Here is an 18,269-nt window from a genome sequence, read left to right as displayed (position 1 = left end):
AAACAAATCCCCACTAGATTCTTTACAACGGATGAGCACGCAAAATTAACAGGGGTCGTGGTACCCATTAGCCAACGTTTGCTGTTGGCGCTGGCGGTACTGTGCCGGTGTCATACCCAGGCGCTTCTTAAAAACGTAGTGCAGGTAGCTACCGCTTGAGAAGCCGTGGTTGTATGCTAGCTGCTCAATCGTCTGCTCAGAGTGTGTCAGGGCCTGGCACAATTGCGCCAGGCGATAGCGCTCCAGGTAGCCGCTGAAGGTCTCGTTAGCGTACTGGTCTAGAATGCGCTGCAGCTGGCGTCCACAGATATGCAGGCTCTCCGCGACCTCGCTGAGCGTCAGGGGGCGTGCATAGTTGTCGCGTATATACTGTGTCGCGAGCTGGTAGCGATACGTGTTCATATCGCGTGAAGGGAGCGACGGTTGATGTTGCGACGTATGCTGGACGCGTGCTGTGCGCAGCAAGATTTGAATGATGGATTGACGAATCGTGGTAAAGGCACCAAATTCGCCTTCCTGCCACGCCTGGTAGGCCGTAAGAAACCAGTTCATGGCACTATACTGGTCAAGCACTGGCCTGGCCTCCATAGTGCTTAGCTGCTGGATACAGGCATCGGCTTCCACAATCTCCCATTGCTCACCCCATTCCATGCTGGTGTCTGGCTCCTCCAGGGGCACGATGTCCAGGTGCAGGCAGAGTTCGTACATGGCCTCACGAGGTCCCGCCTCCTGCTGGTGAAGTACCTGTGGCCCGGTAAGGTAGAACATCCCTGCGTGCAGGGGATAGCTTCCATCCTCCAGGATTAAGCGCCCCTGTCCGCGCGGAATGAAGTGAAACTCGTAGTTATGGTGCTTGTGATAGGGAATAACATGCCCCGCCTGAAAGGCGATAAGGTGACAACGGAGTATACGAATGCCATAATGACCCCAGCGGAAGCTGATATCAAGCCGGTCAAGCGCATCAGGTTCCGCCTGCATGGGCGCAAAGAGAAAAGGACCGCCCTGCTTGCGCAAGGCCTGGATGGAACCTCGGTCCAGTTCTCGAGCCGCTTTTGCCACGAAAGCCTCCTCCTGCTCTGCGAATCTGTCAACCCTCAAAAGGCGCGCCGGATCGGTCATGGTTTTGCTGACCACTCACCACCAGCGCGCTTTGCGTCTAGTGTGTCAGCTCGGAAATTTTGATGGCGTGCCCCTCTTGCGCGGAGCGATTGGCCGCCTCCATCAGCGTTGTCAGGTCAATGGCTGCTTGAATGTTCTCGGAGGCGAGCGTGTCTTCCTCGATATGTTTGACCCATTGCTGGAAGGGCAGTGGGGTGTCCTCGGGCAGGTCTGTGATCGTATTCCACTGCTGACCCTCTGCAAAGAGGCGGCTACGAATCTGGAGCTGCTCCTCAGGCGTGCCAAAGAGCAGGCTGCCCTCCGTCCCATGCAGCTCGATGGTGAAGGGCGAGTACGGATTGACAAAGCCCGCCTCGACAACACCAATCGCTCCGTTCGCGTAGTGGAGCGAGACCAGCGCGTTATCCTCGACCTCTTTCCCGGTCACATAGCCGTAGTTGGCGCTGACGCTCTCGGGCATGCCCAGGAAGAGGCGCGTCAGATACATGGGGTGGCATCCCAGGTCGATCATGGCTCCGCCACCACATAGCTCTTTATTGAAGAAGTGTTCAGGCAACCAGCCGAGAGGCGAACGCTCGTTGGGAAGTGCCCCGTTGTGTGAGAGGCGTACACGTGCCAGGGTCAACTGCCCAAAAGCGTTGAGCTGGATGAGGCTCTGGATGGCCTGGGTATATCCTGCGCTAAGGCGTGGGAGGGAGACCGTGAGCTTGACAGAGGCCTCTTCAACTGCCTTAATGATAGCGTTACATTCGTGAAGCGTGGGCGCAATGACCTTTTCGGTAAAAATATGCTTGCCCGCGCGTGCCGCGGCCAGGAGCACCTCATGATGCATGCTGGTTGGGGTATCGACGATGATGGCATCGATATCGGGCTGGCTCAGTAGCTCATTGAGATTCTCATAGAAAGGGACGCTTAACTCTGTTGCCCAACGACGCCCTCGTTGGACATCTTCGTCCCAGACCGCGACTATTTGTGTTGATGGATGCTGCTGGGCCTGGCGCTTATAGTCGTTTGCATGCACATGCCAGAAGCTTACCATGGCAACTCGAATCATAAATCTGCGTTTCCTTTCAGTGTATGGAGTGGTGCGCTTAGAATGTTGTGTGCTCTAGACAGCAAGCCCCACCAATCTGCGAAATTGCGACCGAGCACAATGCGTCTCTATCCATTGTAATCTCTGGTGCTGAAGAATGACAATGCACCCACGCGACAAAGTCGCTCTATGCCCTGCGAAATTGCGACAATTTGGGACAAGGTGAAGAGAGTGACGCGCATCAATAGGAAAAAATTCTAAAAATCCAAAGTGGGCGTCACAAAATGCCATGAAAGCGCGTCTTACTATATAGATGCATTGATAGCGCCATGTGCAAGTTCTTTCGGGTAGGGAATGTGATGGGTGCAAGTAGCCGCGTGCGCAAGTAGCGGGCTACTGCATCTTACCACTAACCAGAGCGAGAGGCGTCACGCCAAAAGGGTGCACACCGCGTTTGCGTAAGAACAGAAAAAAAGAGGGACCACGACTCATGTTGATATCTTGCCCTCATTGCGCCGCGCAATTGCAGGAGGATGCTATCTTTTGCCCCTCATGCGGCGGCTCCGTGGTTCCCTGTGAGCATATATGCCCGGAAGACCAGGCGCAAACCATCCCATTGTATGAACATCTCCATCCAGCTTTGAGCGCCGTGAGCAGCCCTTTTGCGTCTCTCGAAAGCGATGAAGCCGTCACCCTTCAGGATGCGTACCACCATGTACCTCGTATCCAGGTTCTTCCGGAAGATGAAGAGCAGTCTGGACTTTCAGAGACCTCTATCCTGGTGCCTGAGAGCTATGCCAGCACCTGGTATAAAGAGGTGCGTAATGCGATTGCACACGTTGAATCCTCCGTGCCTCCTAAGCCACGAACCGTGACACGACGGTCTATCTCACCGACGCTCTTCTTCTGGCTCTCCTGCCTGGTCATGGTTGTACTGGTCGCGGGAGGCAGTTTTGGCGTCTTCTCCGCCTTTGGCGCAGGTTCCACACGGATGGCGCTCCAGATCTCGCCTGGCACTGTTACTGCTGGCGCGACGCTGACGCTACATGGGTCGCATTTCTCGCCTGGGAGCCAGGTTGGCCTCTCTCGTGACCATGGCTTCCCTGTTGTGGATACCGTGGGTAAAGCTATCATTCAGGCTGATCAGCAGGGGAATTTTACGGATACGGTGGTTGCCTTGAGCGAGTGGTCTCAGGGCTGGCATACGTTACGTGCCGAGGATGCGCAGACGCATACATTTGCCACCTTCTCTCTTTTGGTAAAGGGGAATGGAGGTGTGCTACGCCCGGCACACCTGCGTCTCTCCAGTGAGGCCTTTGATTTTGGTACTGGCGACACCATTACCAACGGGGTGAAAACGCTGTCACTCTCAAACACGGGCAGTGGAGCGATTAACTGGCAGGCGAAATCCGACCAGGACTGGCTCAAGATTAGCCCGGCGCGCGGGACGTTCATCAGTGGACAGAGTATGCGCCTCTTTATCGCAGTTGATCGCTCACATATGCAGCCTGGAGCCTACAACGGACATGTTGCCTTTACCTCGGATGCGGGCAACAATGGGCTGGCGACCCGGATGCGCGTCGTCTCCGCGCCGTTTTTCTCGTCTGGAGCACTGAGCGTCAGTCCTCCTGTGCTTTCCTTCCTGGCAGCCGATGGGGATAGCTCGCCTTCCTCACAGGATGTTACTCTCTTGAATACTGGAATTCGCTCACTGAACTGGAGCGCGACCAGTGATGCCTCCTGGCTAAAAACTGATCCAGCAACACACACCCTGGTCCCAGGCGAAAATGGGAGCCTGCGCCTCTCTGTCGATACACACGCTCTGTTGCCGGGGATCTATCAAGCCGCGGTGACTCTACGGGGGCAGGACTGGGATGGACAGGATGTGCCTGGTAGCCCGCAAAAGCTTTTTGTGAGCGTGACCGTCACTCAGGGCTGTCTCTTGCAGGCCGCTCCCACCAGTCTTACATTTACAGGGACCTATCAAGGAACACTGCCCCAGGCGCAATCTCTTAAGCTTGGAGGCACAAAAGGCTGTAGTGGTCCCGTGAATTGGAGTGTCAAGAGCGATGCCGACTGGTTGCACCTCGATGCAGATCAGGGAACACTCCCCAGCACATTCCAGGTGCGTGTTGACCCCTCCGCGCTCGTGCCAGGTGACTATCATGCTACCCTTTTCTTTTCATCTCCCTCGGGAGTGCAGCCACTACCAGTTACCCTGTCATTACAAGCAGCCGTGCTAGTGCCTGCGATCACGCTCTCCAGGACTCGGGCCTCGCTAACCACAATTCAGGGGCAGGCGACAGCGGCTGGACAAGATGTGACGCTCACGAATAATGGCACAGGCAGGCTGGTGTGGAAAGCCACAACCTCTACCTCCTCTGGTGGCTCCTGGTTGAGCGTCTCTCCCGCCACGGGTTCCCTCAATCCAGGCAAGTCGCTGGTCTTGCATATCTCTGCCCAGCCCGCTGGAGCAGTGGGGCCGGGAACGTATAATGGCTCTCTGAGCATCAAGAGCCTGGACGCGACTGGCCACCCGGTAGCTGGAAGTGAACGCGTGCTTCCAGTGAATCTGGTGATTCAACCACCCGCTACGTGCGATATCAGTATGACGCCTGGAACGCTCTCTCTCACCCTGCCCGCCAATCAGTCTATGCCGGTTGAGCGTTCCATCACACTGCAAGAACCAGCCTCCTGCGCGCAGTCTCTCGCTTGGCAGGCCAGCGCGACCAGTGGCGGGAACTGGTTAAGCGTGAGTAAAAAAAATGGCGGGCTGGATCCCGGTACCTCAACGATTCTTACCGCGAGCGCAAACAGCATTAGTCTCTCACCCGGAGTCTACCAGGGTGCAGTCTCCCTCTCCAGTTTTGACGCGGATACCGGGACCACGACAGGTGCCCCCCATAGCATCACTGTGCGGTTGAACATCGTAGCGCCTTGCAGTATTCAGTCCGCGGCGCCAGCAAGCCTGGATCTATCTCCATCCATAACCACTGCACAATTTTCGCTCACGGTCGCGAACACCTGCCAGGGGAATATCACCCTCACGCCAGGAATCTCTTATAGTACTGGTTCAGGCTGGTTGAGCGCCACGCCGCAAACGGTCACTGTCGCACCTGGCGCGAGCATAACCTTTACCGTGACCCTGGTGGACCCCACACTGAGCACGGGCGCCTATAGCGCGACGATTCAAGTGACTGCCACGCAAGGTGGGACCGCTATCGTAGGAAGCCCTCAGCCAGTCACCGTGACAGTGGTGGTACCTGCCATCTCTACGCCTGGAAGCACACCTACGCCTTAGAGGTGTGTCGTTACATTGGAGAGAAGAGCTGTCAAAAGCGTGCATTACAAACAATGTATTCTTTTTCGGTAGGGACCAGCTTTAGCGCGTCCGAAGGCGATTAATCGCACTTAGGCGTTAGCCAAAATTATAACCTGTAATACCTTTCCAAAAAAGCGAATTGGCTTACGCCGCACTGCCATGAATGGCATTCGGACGCACTAAAGCTGGTCCCTACTCTATAGGGAGACACAGGCTTTTGGCATAGGCGATCTGTCCCGCGTCATGGACCCAGTCCTCTTTGCCATCCTCGTCTGTCTCAATGGGTGTCTCCATGAGCACGGCCACGTGTGAGAGGCGAGGATCAGTGAGCAGGGCGCGCAGGCCAGTGGGATGAATAATGCCTTCGCCCAGGCGTGTATGCACATCTCTATGGCTGCCCAGGGCCATCGCGGTATCGTTGAGATGCAACACCTTGAGACGCGCCAACCCAACAGTGTCATCAAAATGCTGGAGCACCTGCTGCGCGGCCTGGGGGGTACCTATGTCGTGCCCCGCGCCCCAGAGGTGGGCCGTATCCAGGCAGACGCCGAGGCGCTGGCTATACTGTGGGAGATGTGCGAGAACTGTGGCCAGGTGTTCAAAGCTATGGCCCAGGGCATTGCCAGCCCCAACATCGTTTTCGAGGAGCAGCATGACCTCGGCGGGACTCTGGCCCATGACACGCTCAATGCCCTGCGCGATGCGTGCCAGACCTGTGGGCACGCCCGCGCCCCGGTGACTCCCGGTATGGAAAACGACATAGGATGCTCCGAGCTGCGCGCCTCGCTGGAGCGTGCCAGTCAGCAAGAGAATAGACTTCTCCCATATGGTAGCGTCGAGCGTGCCCAGGTTAATTAAATAGGGTGCGTGGAGCACAATGGGGTTCAGTTCCTGCTTGCGTGCTGCCGTGGAAAAGGCCTGGCCACTCTTCTCATCGAGAACTGGCAGCTTCCAACCTGTGGGATTGCTGGCAAAGACCTGGATGGCCTGGCAACCAATCTGCCGGGCGGTCTCAATAGCCTTCAGGGGCTTGGAGCCTGTGGGCATATGTCGTCCAATACGCATGTTATCCTTTTCCTCGCGATCCGCCGCAAAATAATGAAAATCAGGCACTGTTTCAGTCTGTGCTCTGGGGTACCTGAAACGTAGGGAGATTGGGCTGGCTGGTGGCGGAAGCCTGACCGGATTGGCCATTCACGCCGTTGGGTATACTTTGCTCCGCCTCGGTTGGCACGGTACGCATCTGCTGGGTTGCCAGATCGATATGCGGCAGTTCCTCCAGGCTGGTCAGGCCGAATTGCTGTAGAAACTCGGCGGTGGTCGCGAAGAGCGCCGGGCGTCCCACTGTTTGGGCGCGACCGACTTCAGCTACCAGCCCGTGTTGCAGCAGGCTTGCCAGCGCACGGTCGCTGTTCACGCCGCGCACGGCTTCAATCTGGCTGCGCGTCATGGGCTGACGGTAAGCGATGACCGCCAACGTTTCCAGGGCTGCATTCGTCAGCTTCGCGCTCATGGGAAGCCCCAGCAGGACCGCGACATAATGCGCATTCTCTGGCGCGGTGACAAGCTGTACCTGTTCACCCAGCCGCTGGAGGCGAATCCCTCGCTGTCCATTCTGAAGCGTAGACTCCAGCGCCCTGATGCCGGGCTCCAATTGCTCATTCCCGACACCCAGCAACTTGCGCAGCTCCGCACGTTCTAAGGGGCGTCCAGAGACGAAGAGCAGGCTTTCGATAGCTGCCCCCAACTGGTGTGCCTCGGGCGCCAAAACTGGCCCCTGGGCGCTTATGGCCCTCTCAAGCGATGGTTCGAGCTTGTTCTCTTGCATAGTGAGAAAAGTATAACACAATCACCAGAAAATTCTTCTTCTTTCTCTATCTAATAGCCAACTCGCCACCATGCCTATCCCTCTGAACAATCATTACATGAAGAACACCTGAGTTTGAAGGTCGTTTCATATCGCCCATGTCCTGATTGCATTTTATGCAAAATATATAGATAAAGTAACATGTTTGCATGTAATTGCAATTAAAATATATTAATCTACGATATTTTAGTGTAAAAATGTATTGACTTTAAAAATATACTCTGATAAAGTATTGACAACGGAAAGATAAATCCGTTAATGGCCGTATTAAGTATCAAGAGGCCAGAATAGTATAAAAGATATGTAGTAAGGAGAATAATAGTAATGGCAGGTACCTTAAACTTGGATCTCGAAAGCCTTAGTGCCCTGATTTCTAATCTGAGCAACATTCAGGCTAACCTGACACATGCCTTGAAGGACTTTCAGGTAGCGAACAACCTCGTGAACAACTCTTTCAATGGCAACCAGGTTGCGAACTTTCAGGAGTCACTGAATAACTGGACCACCAACGTCGCCAATATCACCGAGCAGATGGGGCGCTACAACGGTGCTTTGCAGAATATGCTGGATGACAGCAGCAACCACGTGAGCCGCCTCAACGGCATGCACTAATTCCTGAACCGGCAGGATATATACACAATTACTGTGTATTTGAGAGGTGACCGTATAAAGGGTCACGCAATGTGATGGGTTTGTATAGGCCCAACCCCTTGTCAGGGCTATATACAAACCTCCCACATCCGGTACCTAGGACGTTTGTGCCTGGCCGCCGATCCCACGTATTGGGCGTGGATGTTCGATGGCCTTCTTTGTCCATTATTACCTGTCTCTTCGTGGTATCTTGTGCCTGCGAACTCACACGCCTTCCTTCCTCGTTTTTCTTACCACAAATCCCCTCCAACAAAGCAAGCTAACTTCCCAAACCAAATTACAGAGACGCCACGTGTACATGGCGCGTCTGTGTTTGGCAGCCCCACAGTAGCCGCATACGCCAGTAGCGGGTTCCATGCTCAGGCTTTATAGCGTGTGGCAAGTTTGGCGATCTCATGCTTGAGTATTTCGTAGCGCACGCTCTCGCTGGGGCCTGCAATGGGCAGGGCCAGTTGCATCTGGTGAATGCTGCGATCTGGTGCCAGGATCAGGCCACGACCAGGAATGGGGTCTGGCAGGATGGGGGAACGCCCAAAGAGGTCTAAGCGCTGGATCTCATTGAGGTACAGTCCGATACTGGTGCCAAATTTCCCCATCAGTTCTGACGAGAGGAAACGGTACCCTACCTCGGCGCTGCTGACCACCAGGTATATTCCCATGGTACGGGCCTCGGCCATCGCTAGAGCAAGCTTCTTCAGCGTTATGGCGGCGTTGAAGCGTTCGGCAAAACTATGATAGTGGCAGATAATGAGTAGTATCTGGGGAATAACATGCCCCTGCGCCCAGAGCTGACCCAGGCTGTTCTCGGTCCAACGCTGCTCAGGGAATGCCTCGCGCCGTTTGGCCAGCAGACCATGCATGTTTCGTGCGAACTCCTCTAGCTTCTCGTCGCTGCTACCATCAGTCCAGAGTTGATGCCCTTCGCCATCAAGGAGATGAGGCAGTTCGCGAAAGACATCCAGTTCATGGTGTGGGTCGATGATGGCGCAGCGCAACTGGTTGGGGCCATAGTACGTGGTGAGCCAGAGCAGGATGCTTTGCAGTGCCGTACTCTTGCCACTATGCTGCGCGCCTGCTATCAAAAGCGGGCCGCCGCTCAAAGCCCCCGCTGAACCATGCAGATCGACGATAAGCGTCTCCTGCTTCTGCTGCTCAGGCTTGTCTACAAGGCCCAGGGGAAGCTGCATTGTTGGTTTGAGATGTTCTCGCTCATGCCTGGCAAGAAACTCGGCGATACTTCCGCGCACAAGCGATACGCGCCCAGGACGGGAGCCTGCTAGCTGTTCATGCTCGTCCCCGGGACGAAAAAGAATCAATGGATCGGGATCAAGGGGCTGGCTGGGCGTTGGCAGCGGCTCCGGCCAGTAGTAAATGCCAGCCTTGCGCGCATCCTCGCGCGAATAGGTTTCGGTAATGCGCCCAACCAGAATCTCGGCAACCGTCTGTGCATTCTGAAATGTTTGTAAATGGGAGATGCTCATCTTTCTCTCTCTTTCAAATTACTTTTCTGCTGCTAGCTGGGCGATCAGGACGTCGTTGGTGGGGTCGACTGGTGTCTCTATTCCATTGGGTTTGACATAAAGCTGGTCGAGGGTCACAGGGATCGAGACGCGGGCCGCCTGGAAGAGATCAAGCTGATTGTCTCCATGCAGGAGATAGCCTCTCCCTGGAATGCTAGCGGGCAGGTAGGCGGCATCGACGCGACGCAAGATCTCCCGACTGTCCTCCGGCGAGGCGCAGCGCAGGCAGAGCCTGTACTGGACATAGTCTCGGACGCGCGTGGCGATAATGCCCTCGGGTCGCTGTGACGCCAGGAGCAGGTGCATGCCAATCTCGCGCCCAACGCGTGTGATCGTGAAGAGCTCATCTAGAACAGAATCGGTCTGCTTGGCCATCTCGGCAAACTCGTCAATGATGATGATGAGGCGCGGCGATTTCTTGCCTTCTTTCAGGCGGATCTCGCGACGCATGGCCTCGGCTCGTAACATCGTAATAAAGCGTTGGATGAGCGCGGGCGAGGAGACGTTGGAGAGAAAGCCGATGGTATGCGGCAAATGGCGGAAAGGCTCCAGCGCCAGGCCCGCTTTATAGTCGATAAGCAGAAAATTGACCTCATTGGGGCGATAGATGATAGAGAGCGCCATGATAATGGTCTGTAGCAGCTCGCTCTTGCCTGAACCAGTCTGCCCGATGAGCAGGCCATGAGGGCCATCCTTGAGCAGGTCCAGATATTGAATTTCATCACCTATCTTCGTCCCAATGGGAATACGCATCATGGGCATCTCTTTTCCCTTCGCGTCGCGTCCACGGAACATAGGATCGCTCCAGTAGGCGAAGGGGTCATAGTAGAGCAGGTCAAGTGGCGGCTCGAAGAGCGTGCGTAGATCGACCTGCGTGCGCAACTCCAGGCGTTTAGTGCGGTTGACATGCAGCGGGAACATGCGCTGTGAGAAGTAGCTCAACGCCTGCAAGGGCACCCCGTCTACCTCGTCGCATGTAATAGCGGGTGGCGGATTGGGACAGAGCTGGCGCACCTGCGCCTGGAGTGTATAACTCCCCTTTCCTGCCTGCTTATCATCCTGAATGTGTGTGATATCCACCAGCAGGTTGCTGTTCATGGGGACATCTGCCTTGTGTGCGCAGAGGCAAAGCACTGAGACCCCCAGGGTTGTAGGTCCGCTGAGCGCCAGCGTCATCTCGGGGCGCTTGAGGGGAGAGACGGAGAGCTGAGGCCTGTGCTCAAGCGAGCCAGTGCGCTGAATAGAGTTATGGGGCGAGACCACGGGCTGCGGAGCCGAGGGTTGATCTAGATCCTGCCAGAGATCGAAGTGGTCAACGACGATTACCAGGTGAGGTAAGAGGTGTTGCCCTTCCTCCCGGCGTGTATCGCCAAGCAGGAGTTCGCGCCGTCCCAGCTCCCGCGAGATTAAGGGCAAATGCTCAAGGATCGCCCCCGCGCCAATGGCGACGGCGTGTCTCTGATTACTCTCGTCCACAACCTCTTCTGCCTGGCGCGGATCATATAGTACCGTATGAGGCAGAGCCGTTGCCCAGCGCCAGGCCTGCTCCTGTGAGCGTGGTGTCAGGATGATGATGCGCACCTCTTCAGGTGAATGGTGATAGACAAGCTGGCAGACCATGGCCTGTAGCAACTCACGCGCCGCCTCAAGCCTGTCGCGTGTCCCCACTAGCGCGATAGGCCCTGGTTCGTTGAGCTTGACTGTGATGGGGACCTTTAACGTGTTATGTCTCTCCTGTAAGGCCTGGACACGCGCCAGGGAGGCCTCCAAGCGCGGCTGGTCGGGGAAGGTGTTTGCCGTGGGAGGAGCCTGAATTTCATACGTAGCTGGCTGGCTGCCCATGCCGATGCGCACAGTGAGGAAATCTGGATCATCTGGCTTGCGCGCCCAGAGTTGCGTATCCTGTTCATCGAAGCCACGCTCTATCAAGGGCACGATGCTCAGGCCCTGATAGACTTGTTGCTCAGGCCTGGGGGGAAGAAGTGGCGGATCAAGGTCCAGGCGTGCCTGCCGTTCTTTCCAGTGCAAGCCCTGGAGCCTCTGCTCTACCTCCTGTAGCTGTGCCTCATAGCGCTCCATCAATGTCTTACTCTTGCGCTTTGTGCTGACATGTTGCGTCAGGAAATTCGCTACGGTCCCTAGCGCCATCATGCCCGAAATGGCGATAAATGGCAGCAAAAAGAACTGAGCGCCTCCCCCAATTTTGAAGGTACTAAAGATAAGTACATAGAGTCCCATGCCCAGCAGGTTAAAAAGCACAAAAGAAAGTGTACCCACCTGCGGCCCCTGTGGGAGCTGTGGCGCGCCAGGTAACAGAACCTTCTCCTGGGGAATCTCCGGCCAGATGCGGGCCTTGCGCGAGATCACATGGCTGGCAGGCTTAGACGTAGCTTGTTGGTGAGACACTGACCCCTCCCTCTCAACATAAACCGGATTTACTTGTTTGCATATCTTTCTACTCTTATGTTATGGTAACAAAGCTTCTATATTATTGCAAATTTCTAGGACGTTCTTAATATGTGGGTGAAAAACGGGCTTTGCTCGCCTTCCACCCGCATATTACCCTCCTTGAGCGCCGCAGGCGCGAAAGCAGATGTGGGAATAAATAGCCCACAAAGAAATGTTGAAGTTTGATAGATATGCACTCAAACTTGTTGCTAGATTACTACTCATTGTAGTATAGTGATAGCGTTAAAAAAATCATTTCAGGGTGCGATGGAGGCTGCATATGAAAATAGAGCGCTTTACAGAGAAAGCCCGCCAGGCCATATATGAGGCATCGGAGATTGCGCGTAGCCGCAATCATGCGCAGGTAGAGCCAGAGCATTTGCTGAACGCACTCCTGTTGCAAGAGGGCGGGGTTGTACCCCAGATTATTCAAAAAGCTGGTGGAAGCACGCAGGCCGTTCTGCGCCGTGTCGAGAGCGACCTGGATCGACTCTCGCGCGTCTATGGCGGCAGTGATCCTGGCATCTCACCTCGCTTGCACAAAGTCCTGAATGATGCGTGGAGCGAGATGGGGAAATTTAAAGATGAATATATGAGCGTCGAGCACCTGCTCCTGGCGCTCTTCGACAGCGATACCGAGGCGCGCAAAGCCCTGCAATCTGCTGGCTTGAGTCGCGACTCTGTCTTACAGGCTTTGACATCCATTAGAGGTGCGCAGCGCGTGACCGATCAGAATCCCGAGGGGAAATACCAGGCGTTGGAGAAGTATGGGCGTAACCTGACCGCGGCGGCGCGCGAGGGAAAGCTTGATCCCGTCATTGGGCGCGACGAAGAGATCCGGCGCGTGATTCAGGTGCTGAGCCGCCGCACGAAGAATAATCCTGTCTTGATCGGCGAGCCTGGCGTTGGAAAAACAGCCATTGTAGAGGGCCTTGCCCAGCGTATTGTGCGTGGTGATGTTCCCAAGACGCTGGAGAATAAACAGGTCGTGACCCTGGACCTGAGCGCCCTGGTCGCAGGCGCCAAGTTTCGTGGCGAGTTTGAAGAAAGACTCAAAGCGGTCCTGAAGGAGGTTACCAGTGCCCAGGGCGGCATTATCCTCTTTATCGACGAGTTGCATACTCTTGTCGGAGCGGGAGCCGCTGAGGGCGCGATGGATGCCTCAAACATGCTCAAGCCAATGCTGGCGCGTGGTGAACTGCACTGCATTGGCGCGACCACGCTCGATGAGTATCGCAAACATATTGAGAAGGACGCCGCGCTTGAGCGTCGTTTCCAGCCAGTGCTGGTCGATCCACCCAGTGTTGAGGATACCATTAGTATTCTGCGTGGCCTGAAACCACGCTACGAGGTCCATCATGGCGTACGCATTCAGGATAGCGCCATTGTGGCCGCGGCTATGCTCTCAAATCGCTATATCACAGACCGTTTCCTGCCCGATAAAGCCATCGACCTGATCGATGAGGCGGCCAGTCATCGTCGTGTGGAGCTCGATAGCACACCAACCGAGATCGATGCCCTGGACCGCCGCATACGCCAGTTACAGGTGGAGCAGGAGGCGCTGAAGAAAGAGACCGATCCCGCCAGCCGTGAGCGCCGCGAGCGAGTCGAGGCGGATATCGCCAATTTGAATGAGCAACTGCGTTCCCTGAAACTGGCCCTGGAGAGCGAGCGCGCTCCCGTGGATGAGCTGAGGTCACTCAAGAAGCAGCTTGAAGAGGCTCAGGTCCAGTACGAGCAGGCCGAGCGCTCCTATGACTACGAGAGCATGGCGCGCCTGCGCTATGGCACCATCAAAGAACTTGAGGAACGTATCCAGGCGATGGAGGCAAAGCTTTCGGCTGGAGGGTCCTCGCGTATGCTCAAAGAAGAGGTGGATGCCGAGGATGTCGCGAATATCGTCTCGAAATGGACGCATATCCCTGTCTCCAAAATGATGGAGGGCGAGGTTCAGAAGCTCCTGCACATGGAGGAGCGTTTGCGTGAGCGTGTTGTGGGCCAGGAGCAGGCACTTGAGGCGGTCTCAGACGCCATACGTCGCTCGCGTGCGGGCTTGCAAGACCCCAATCGTCCGCTGGCGAGCTTCCTCTTCCTTGGTCCGACCGGCGTCGGTAAAACCGAGCTGGCGCGCGCCCTGGCTGAGTTCCTCTTTGATGATGAGCAAGCCATGGTGCGTATCGATATGTCAGAGTATATGGAGAAGCACTCGGTCTCGCGCCTGATCGGAGCGCCTCCTGGATATGTGGGCTACGAAGAGGGTGGCCAGCTCACCGAGGCTGTACGCCGCCATCCCTATAGCGTGATCCTGCTCGACGAGATCGAGAAGGCTGCGCCCGAAGTCTTTAACGTCCTGTTGCAGCTATTGGATGATGGGCGTTTGACGGATGGCCAGGGGCGTACGGTCGACTTCCGTAACACTGTTGTCATCATGACCAGCAATGTCGGCACAACATGGTTGCATGAGTATGATGGCATGGACGAGGAAGATGTACAGCGCACGGTGCGCCAGCGCCTGCGCGAGGAGGGCTTCCGTCCCGAGTTTATCAACCGTATCGACGAGGTCATCATCTTCCACCCCATCAGTAAGGAGCAGGTGCGCAACATCGTCGATATCCAGATCAACCGCTTGCGCCCACGCCTGGCCGAGCGCCATATCACGCTCCAACTGACCGACGCCGCTAAGGACTACCTGGCCGAGGAGGGCTACGATCCCCAGTTTGGCGCCCGCCCACTCAAACGGACGATCCAGAAGGAGGTCGAGAACCGCATTGCCCGTGCTATCCTCGATGGTTCCGTGCGCGACGGCGATACCGTCCAGATCGACGTCCAGAACGGCAAACTAGCCCTACGCTCCATTGCCGTCCAGGCCATTTAACATCTACGGATGGGGAGGTGCAGGAGGGGTTTTCCCCTCCTGCCGGGGCCTGGGCTTCCTTTCCGCTCACCTGAACCGAGAGGCTAGGTGCAAAGCACCGTTGGTGAGCGGAATAAGAAACCAATCCCCAGAAAATCTTGTTTGTTGTAGTTTCTCGCCGCAGGCGAGAAACTACAACAAATTCACCATGAATTGTGAGAAACAACTATGGCAAGCGAGAATGCGCACTCACAAGAGCAGCAGCATGAGCGGCTCCTCCAGACACTGAGCGCTATGCTCATTGAGTTCCAGGTGCTATCTGCGAGTGCAAACCTGCAACACATGCCGGATCTGGCGAGCCATCTATGCTCACTCGAGCAGATGACCCGGCAGGCCCTGCACCTGGCGCGCACCTCGAGCAACTACCTGATCCTGCCCGAGCTAGAAGGGCATACGCTTGGCGAGGCGCTTGAGCAGCTAGTTGATGCTACCGCCGAGCAGCTTGGACTCTCCAGCCGGGTCACCCTGACAGGCGTGGAGGAACACGCCCAGAACGCGGGTGTCACTCATGCTGAATATCTGCTATTTCTCCTGGCGCAGGAGACGCTGTATCAACTGCGCCAGCATCAAGGAGCGCGGCGCGTGCGCCTGACACTAGCTTATACACAGGAGGATATCCTTCTGGCGATTGAGGACGATGGCACACCCCCAACGCTAGCTGCGCCCTCGGATCTTCCCACCTCCGATGATCTTCCGCCCTTCTGGTCTGATGCGCAAGAGGGAGTAGAAAAATTCTCCGAACATATTTATTGTGACCTGCGTGCCCGCCTTGAGGCGATGGGGGGCACATTGACGAGCGAGGTGCTTACGCAGGGAACGCGTGTGCAGGCGCGCCTCCCCTATCAGCATGAACGAGAGCAAGCAGTGGCGCCTGCGGGACTCGCGTTCCCTATTTCTGTCTCGGCACCATCCCAGCCTGAAGCGCGCCTCAGCTTGCTCATAGTCGATGCGCAACCAGTCGTACGCGCGGGCCTGCATCACCTGCTGGAAAGCTACGCGGACCTGTGGGTGGTGGGTGAGGCTGGAGATGGGGTGCAGGCCGTGAGCGAGACATTAGAATTGGGACCCCAGGTCGTCCTGCTCGACGCCCAGCTCCCTGAAGGTCAGAGCCTGGAGGCCCTGCGCCAGATCAAGCAATTGAATCTCAACACGCGCGTCCTGATGCTTTCAACGCAGGAGCGGGAAGATTACCTGTATGAAACCTTGCGTGCCGGAGCCGATGGCTATCTCTTAAAAGATGTCTCATCTGAGGAGCTGGCTGAGGCGCTGCGTGTAGTGGCGCGTGGAGAGGTCCTGGTACAGCCACAGCTTGCTGGTCGCCTCCTCTCGCGTGTGGGGCGTGAGCGTGAACGGGGGGCGCGTAGCGAGGTGCTTACTACGCGTGAGCTGGAGGTGTTGCGCCTCCTGGTACGTGGTTTGCGCAATAAAGAGATCGCGGCCCGCCTCTATGTCAGCGAGCGTACCGTCAATTTTCACCTGGCGAATATCTACCAGAAGATGAATGTCTCAGGCCGGACTGAGGCCTTGAGCAAAGCCCTGGCTCAAGGCCTCGTAGAGGCGCGATAATTACTCAATATTATATGTTGCCGGCACGCCAGTTATCGACAGCGCGCTTCACTGAAGCGATATAGGCCGCCTCGTTGTTGTTATCCGCGCTGGGGGCATACTTGGGAATGATTGCATCGATGGTACTGCGTCCCCACTGGGCGACGTAGAGATTGCGCATAAGTGCGTACCAGGAGCGAAAGCCATCTTCCCAGCCATTAAACTTGGCGTAGCCGCCACGGTCCTGGTCAATGCACTCATGGTCCGGGATGCAGCGTAGGTTACCTAGGGACATCGTAGTGCGTGCCTCGCCATTTTTTCCAAAGGTGCTCTCATGCTGGAAAAAGGCCAGGCCAAAGACCGGATCAATGCCATATTGCACGCCCAGGTCATACATAGCTTGCCCCTTGCCTGCCGCCGGAGAGCCAGCATTGGCCAGCACCTTATTAATAAAGTCGGCGGTGACCGTGGGCTTGCCCAGGATCGAGTAAGGACCCGTCGGGACAGCCACCTTGGGCGGTGCAGGCTTGGGTGACTCCCAGGACCCAGCCTTATCGCCGCCAACCTGGATATTGTAGACCTGTCCTCCCCAGTTCGGCAGGAGCACAGGCGCACCCGGTCGCTGCGCGATAGCGGCCCAAAGCAAGAGAGCCAGGAAGACGACGCCAATGAGTGAACTATAGACGAGTGGATTGAGCCAGCGGCGATGCCGGTGTAATGGATGCGGCGCGTAATCGTCGATGACCTGGTAGCGACGTTTAGACGCGGGCCTACGTGTAGTATTCCTATTTGGTTGTAATGGGCGCGCCGAACGTGGCGCTGGTGTGCCCGCCCGCCTGATCTCGCTTGTCTGACTCCGCGCCTCCGCTGTCGTCCGCCTGATTGCCGCAGTAGTCGTGGGAGTAGGGCGTGTACGCGGCGGAAGCGATTCCGTCAGAATATCTTCATCATCAAAGGGATGCTGTTGTACGGTTGGCAATTGTCGAGTAGCTCGAGCGGGTATGGGCAAAGTCGTGTCGACTGGCTGGCGTGGTGAGCGCTTCCTGGCGTAGTTACCACTCGCCATGAATAACCTCCTTATAGGGCCTTTGAACTAGTGTTCTAGTGTAGCATAGTGCTCAAAACCGCACAAGTTTCCTATCTATATGTTTCTCTGGCTACACGTTCCACTTGCGACTGAAGCGGGGCCAGATACAGGTCTACCATATTCTCACTGGCGCTATAACCGCGGCCTTCATGATAAACCTCTAGTTAGAAACTATCATATCACCTTTAAAACATCTAAACTAGTAAGAGTTAAGTCCTGTTTTTCGAACTACATTAGAATTTGCTTAGAATAGTAAAGTACTGGGTATGCTAGAGCTGGTTGGGCATCCGCCCAACCAGCTCTAGCATACCCAGTACTCTGGGGGGGAAGGATGTCAGGCAAGCGGTATATAGGGTCATGATATGTAGACGCGCGCCTTGCGCCCTTTATGGAATGTTTAGCAGCGTTGGCACCTAGCCTATAGGTTGGGGTAAGTTACGAAAATGTTCCTTTTTCGTGTCCGCATCGATATATTAAGAGAGAGGCTATTTAAGAGAGAGGCTATTTACCAGGCCTTACTCTTTTCCTGATCGGGTAAGAGCAGGCCCGGCGGTTCATTCATGAAGCTGAAGATGTGCGTGGTTTTTTCGCTATATTGTATATTAAAGAAGGTAGCAAAAACTCTGCCAGCTTATAGTCCTATGTCGTCATCATGCTAGGGGAAACGAACGTTGTAAGAGAGTGTATGTAACTCGTTAATCCAGAAAAAAAATAGTGGAGCGACGCAAGCAAAAGTTGCGAGTAGTAAATAGTACTTTATTCT

Annotated in this window: 11 protein-coding genes; 4 read left to right on the top strand and 7 right to left on the bottom strand. The window is 55.7% G+C overall.

Translation table 11 applies throughout. The features are described from left to right. Positions 1 to 45 precede the first annotated feature (45 nt). Together KRAC_RS27010 and KRAC_RS27005 are read right to left on the bottom strand one after the other, a co-directional pair. Positions 46 to 1,059 carry an AraC family transcriptional regulator gene (locus KRAC_RS27010; protein ID WP_211221322.1) on the bottom strand — a complete coding sequence of 338 codons (1,014 nt, stop codon included), beginning with the start codon at positions 1,057 to 1,059 and terminating at the stop codon, positions 46 to 48. Positions 1,060 to 1,156: 97 nt separating this feature from the next. Beyond that, positions 1,157 to 2,173 carry a Gfo/Idh/MocA family protein gene (locus tag KRAC_RS27005; RefSeq protein WP_007912734.1) on the bottom strand — a complete coding sequence of 339 codons (1,017 nt, stop codon included), beginning with the start codon at positions 2,171 to 2,173 and terminating at the stop codon, positions 1,157 to 1,159. Positions 2,174 to 2,642: 469 nt separating this feature from the next. On the opposite strand from KRAC_RS27005, the gene KRAC_RS27000 reads away from it, so the two are divergent. Next, positions 2,643 to 5,453 carry a BACON domain-containing protein gene (locus tag KRAC_RS27000; RefSeq protein WP_007912732.1) on the top strand — a complete coding sequence of 937 codons (2,811 nt, stop codon included), beginning with the start codon at positions 2,643 to 2,645 and terminating at the stop codon, positions 5,451 to 5,453. A gap of 213 nt (positions 5,454 to 5,666) precedes the next feature. On the opposite strand, the gene KRAC_RS26995 is transcribed toward KRAC_RS27000, so the two are convergent. Together KRAC_RS26995 and scpB are read right to left on the bottom strand one after the other, a co-directional pair. Beyond that, positions 5,667 to 6,539, bottom strand: coding sequence for a deoxyribonuclease IV (locus KRAC_RS26995; RefSeq protein WP_007912730.1), 873 nt, complete (start codon positions 6,537 to 6,539; stop codon positions 5,667 to 5,669). A gap of 52 nt (positions 6,540 to 6,591) precedes the next feature. Further along, on the bottom strand, positions 6,592 to 7,323 hold the full coding sequence (scpB, locus tag KRAC_RS26990) for an SMC-Scp complex subunit ScpB (protein ID WP_211221321.1): 732 nt from the start codon (positions 7,321 to 7,323) through the stop codon (positions 6,592 to 6,594). A gap of 342 nt (positions 7,324 to 7,665) precedes the next feature. Between scpB and KRAC_RS26985 the strand changes: the two genes are divergently transcribed. Continuing rightward, a complete protein-coding gene (locus tag KRAC_RS26985; protein ID WP_007912727.1) occupies positions 7,666 to 7,953 on the top strand; it encodes a hypothetical protein in 288 nt (95 codons plus the stop codon). Between the two features lie 398 nt (positions 7,954 to 8,351). On the opposite strand, the gene KRAC_RS26980 is transcribed toward KRAC_RS26985, so the two are convergent. Together KRAC_RS26980 and KRAC_RS26975 are read right to left on the bottom strand one after the other, a co-directional pair. Then, the gene (locus KRAC_RS26980; protein ID WP_007912725.1) at positions 8,352 to 9,473 is read right to left on the bottom strand and encodes an FtsK/SpoIIIE domain-containing protein; all 1,122 of its coding nucleotides are present in this window, start codon (positions 9,471 to 9,473) and stop codon (positions 8,352 to 8,354) included. Between the two features lie 18 nt (positions 9,474 to 9,491). Next, the gene (locus KRAC_RS26975) at positions 9,492 to 11,918 is read right to left on the bottom strand and encodes an FtsK/SpoIIIE domain-containing protein (protein WP_007912723.1); all 2,427 of its coding nucleotides are present in this window, start codon (positions 11,916 to 11,918) and stop codon (positions 9,492 to 9,494) included. 322 nt (positions 11,919 to 12,240) lie between these two features. Here KRAC_RS26975 and clpB point away from each other — a divergent pair, with 322 nt between their 5' ends. Together clpB and KRAC_RS69255 are read left to right on the top strand one after the other, a co-directional pair. Beyond that, positions 12,241 to 14,835 (top strand): ATP-dependent chaperone ClpB, encoded by a 2,595-nt coding sequence (clpB, locus tag KRAC_RS26970; RefSeq protein WP_007912721.1) that lies wholly within the window; start codon positions 12,241 to 12,243, stop codon positions 14,833 to 14,835. Between the two features lie 207 nt (positions 14,836 to 15,042). Further along, positions 15,043 to 16,440, top strand: a complete 1,398-nt coding sequence (locus tag KRAC_RS69255; RefSeq protein WP_007912719.1) for a helix-turn-helix transcriptional regulator — start codon at positions 15,043 to 15,045, stop codon at positions 16,438 to 16,440. A gap of 10 nt (positions 16,441 to 16,450) precedes the next feature. Here the strand turns inward: KRAC_RS69255 and KRAC_RS26960 are convergent, their stop codons facing one another. Next, the gene (locus tag KRAC_RS26960; RefSeq protein ID WP_007912717.1) at positions 16,451 to 17,485 is read right to left on the bottom strand and encodes a glucosaminidase domain-containing protein; all 1,035 of its coding nucleotides are present in this window, start codon (positions 17,483 to 17,485) and stop codon (positions 16,451 to 16,453) included. Positions 17,486 to 18,269 lie beyond the last annotated feature (784 nt).

It is taken from the genome of Ktedonobacter racemifer DSM 44963 (genome assembly GCF_000178855.1).
GTDB classification, from domain to species: Bacteria; Chloroflexota; Ktedonobacteria; order Ktedonobacterales; family Ktedonobacteraceae; genus Ktedonobacter; species Ktedonobacter racemifer.
The sequence above is the reverse complement of the archived record's forward strand: the minus strand, read 5'-3'. Positions and strand labels throughout refer to the sequence as shown.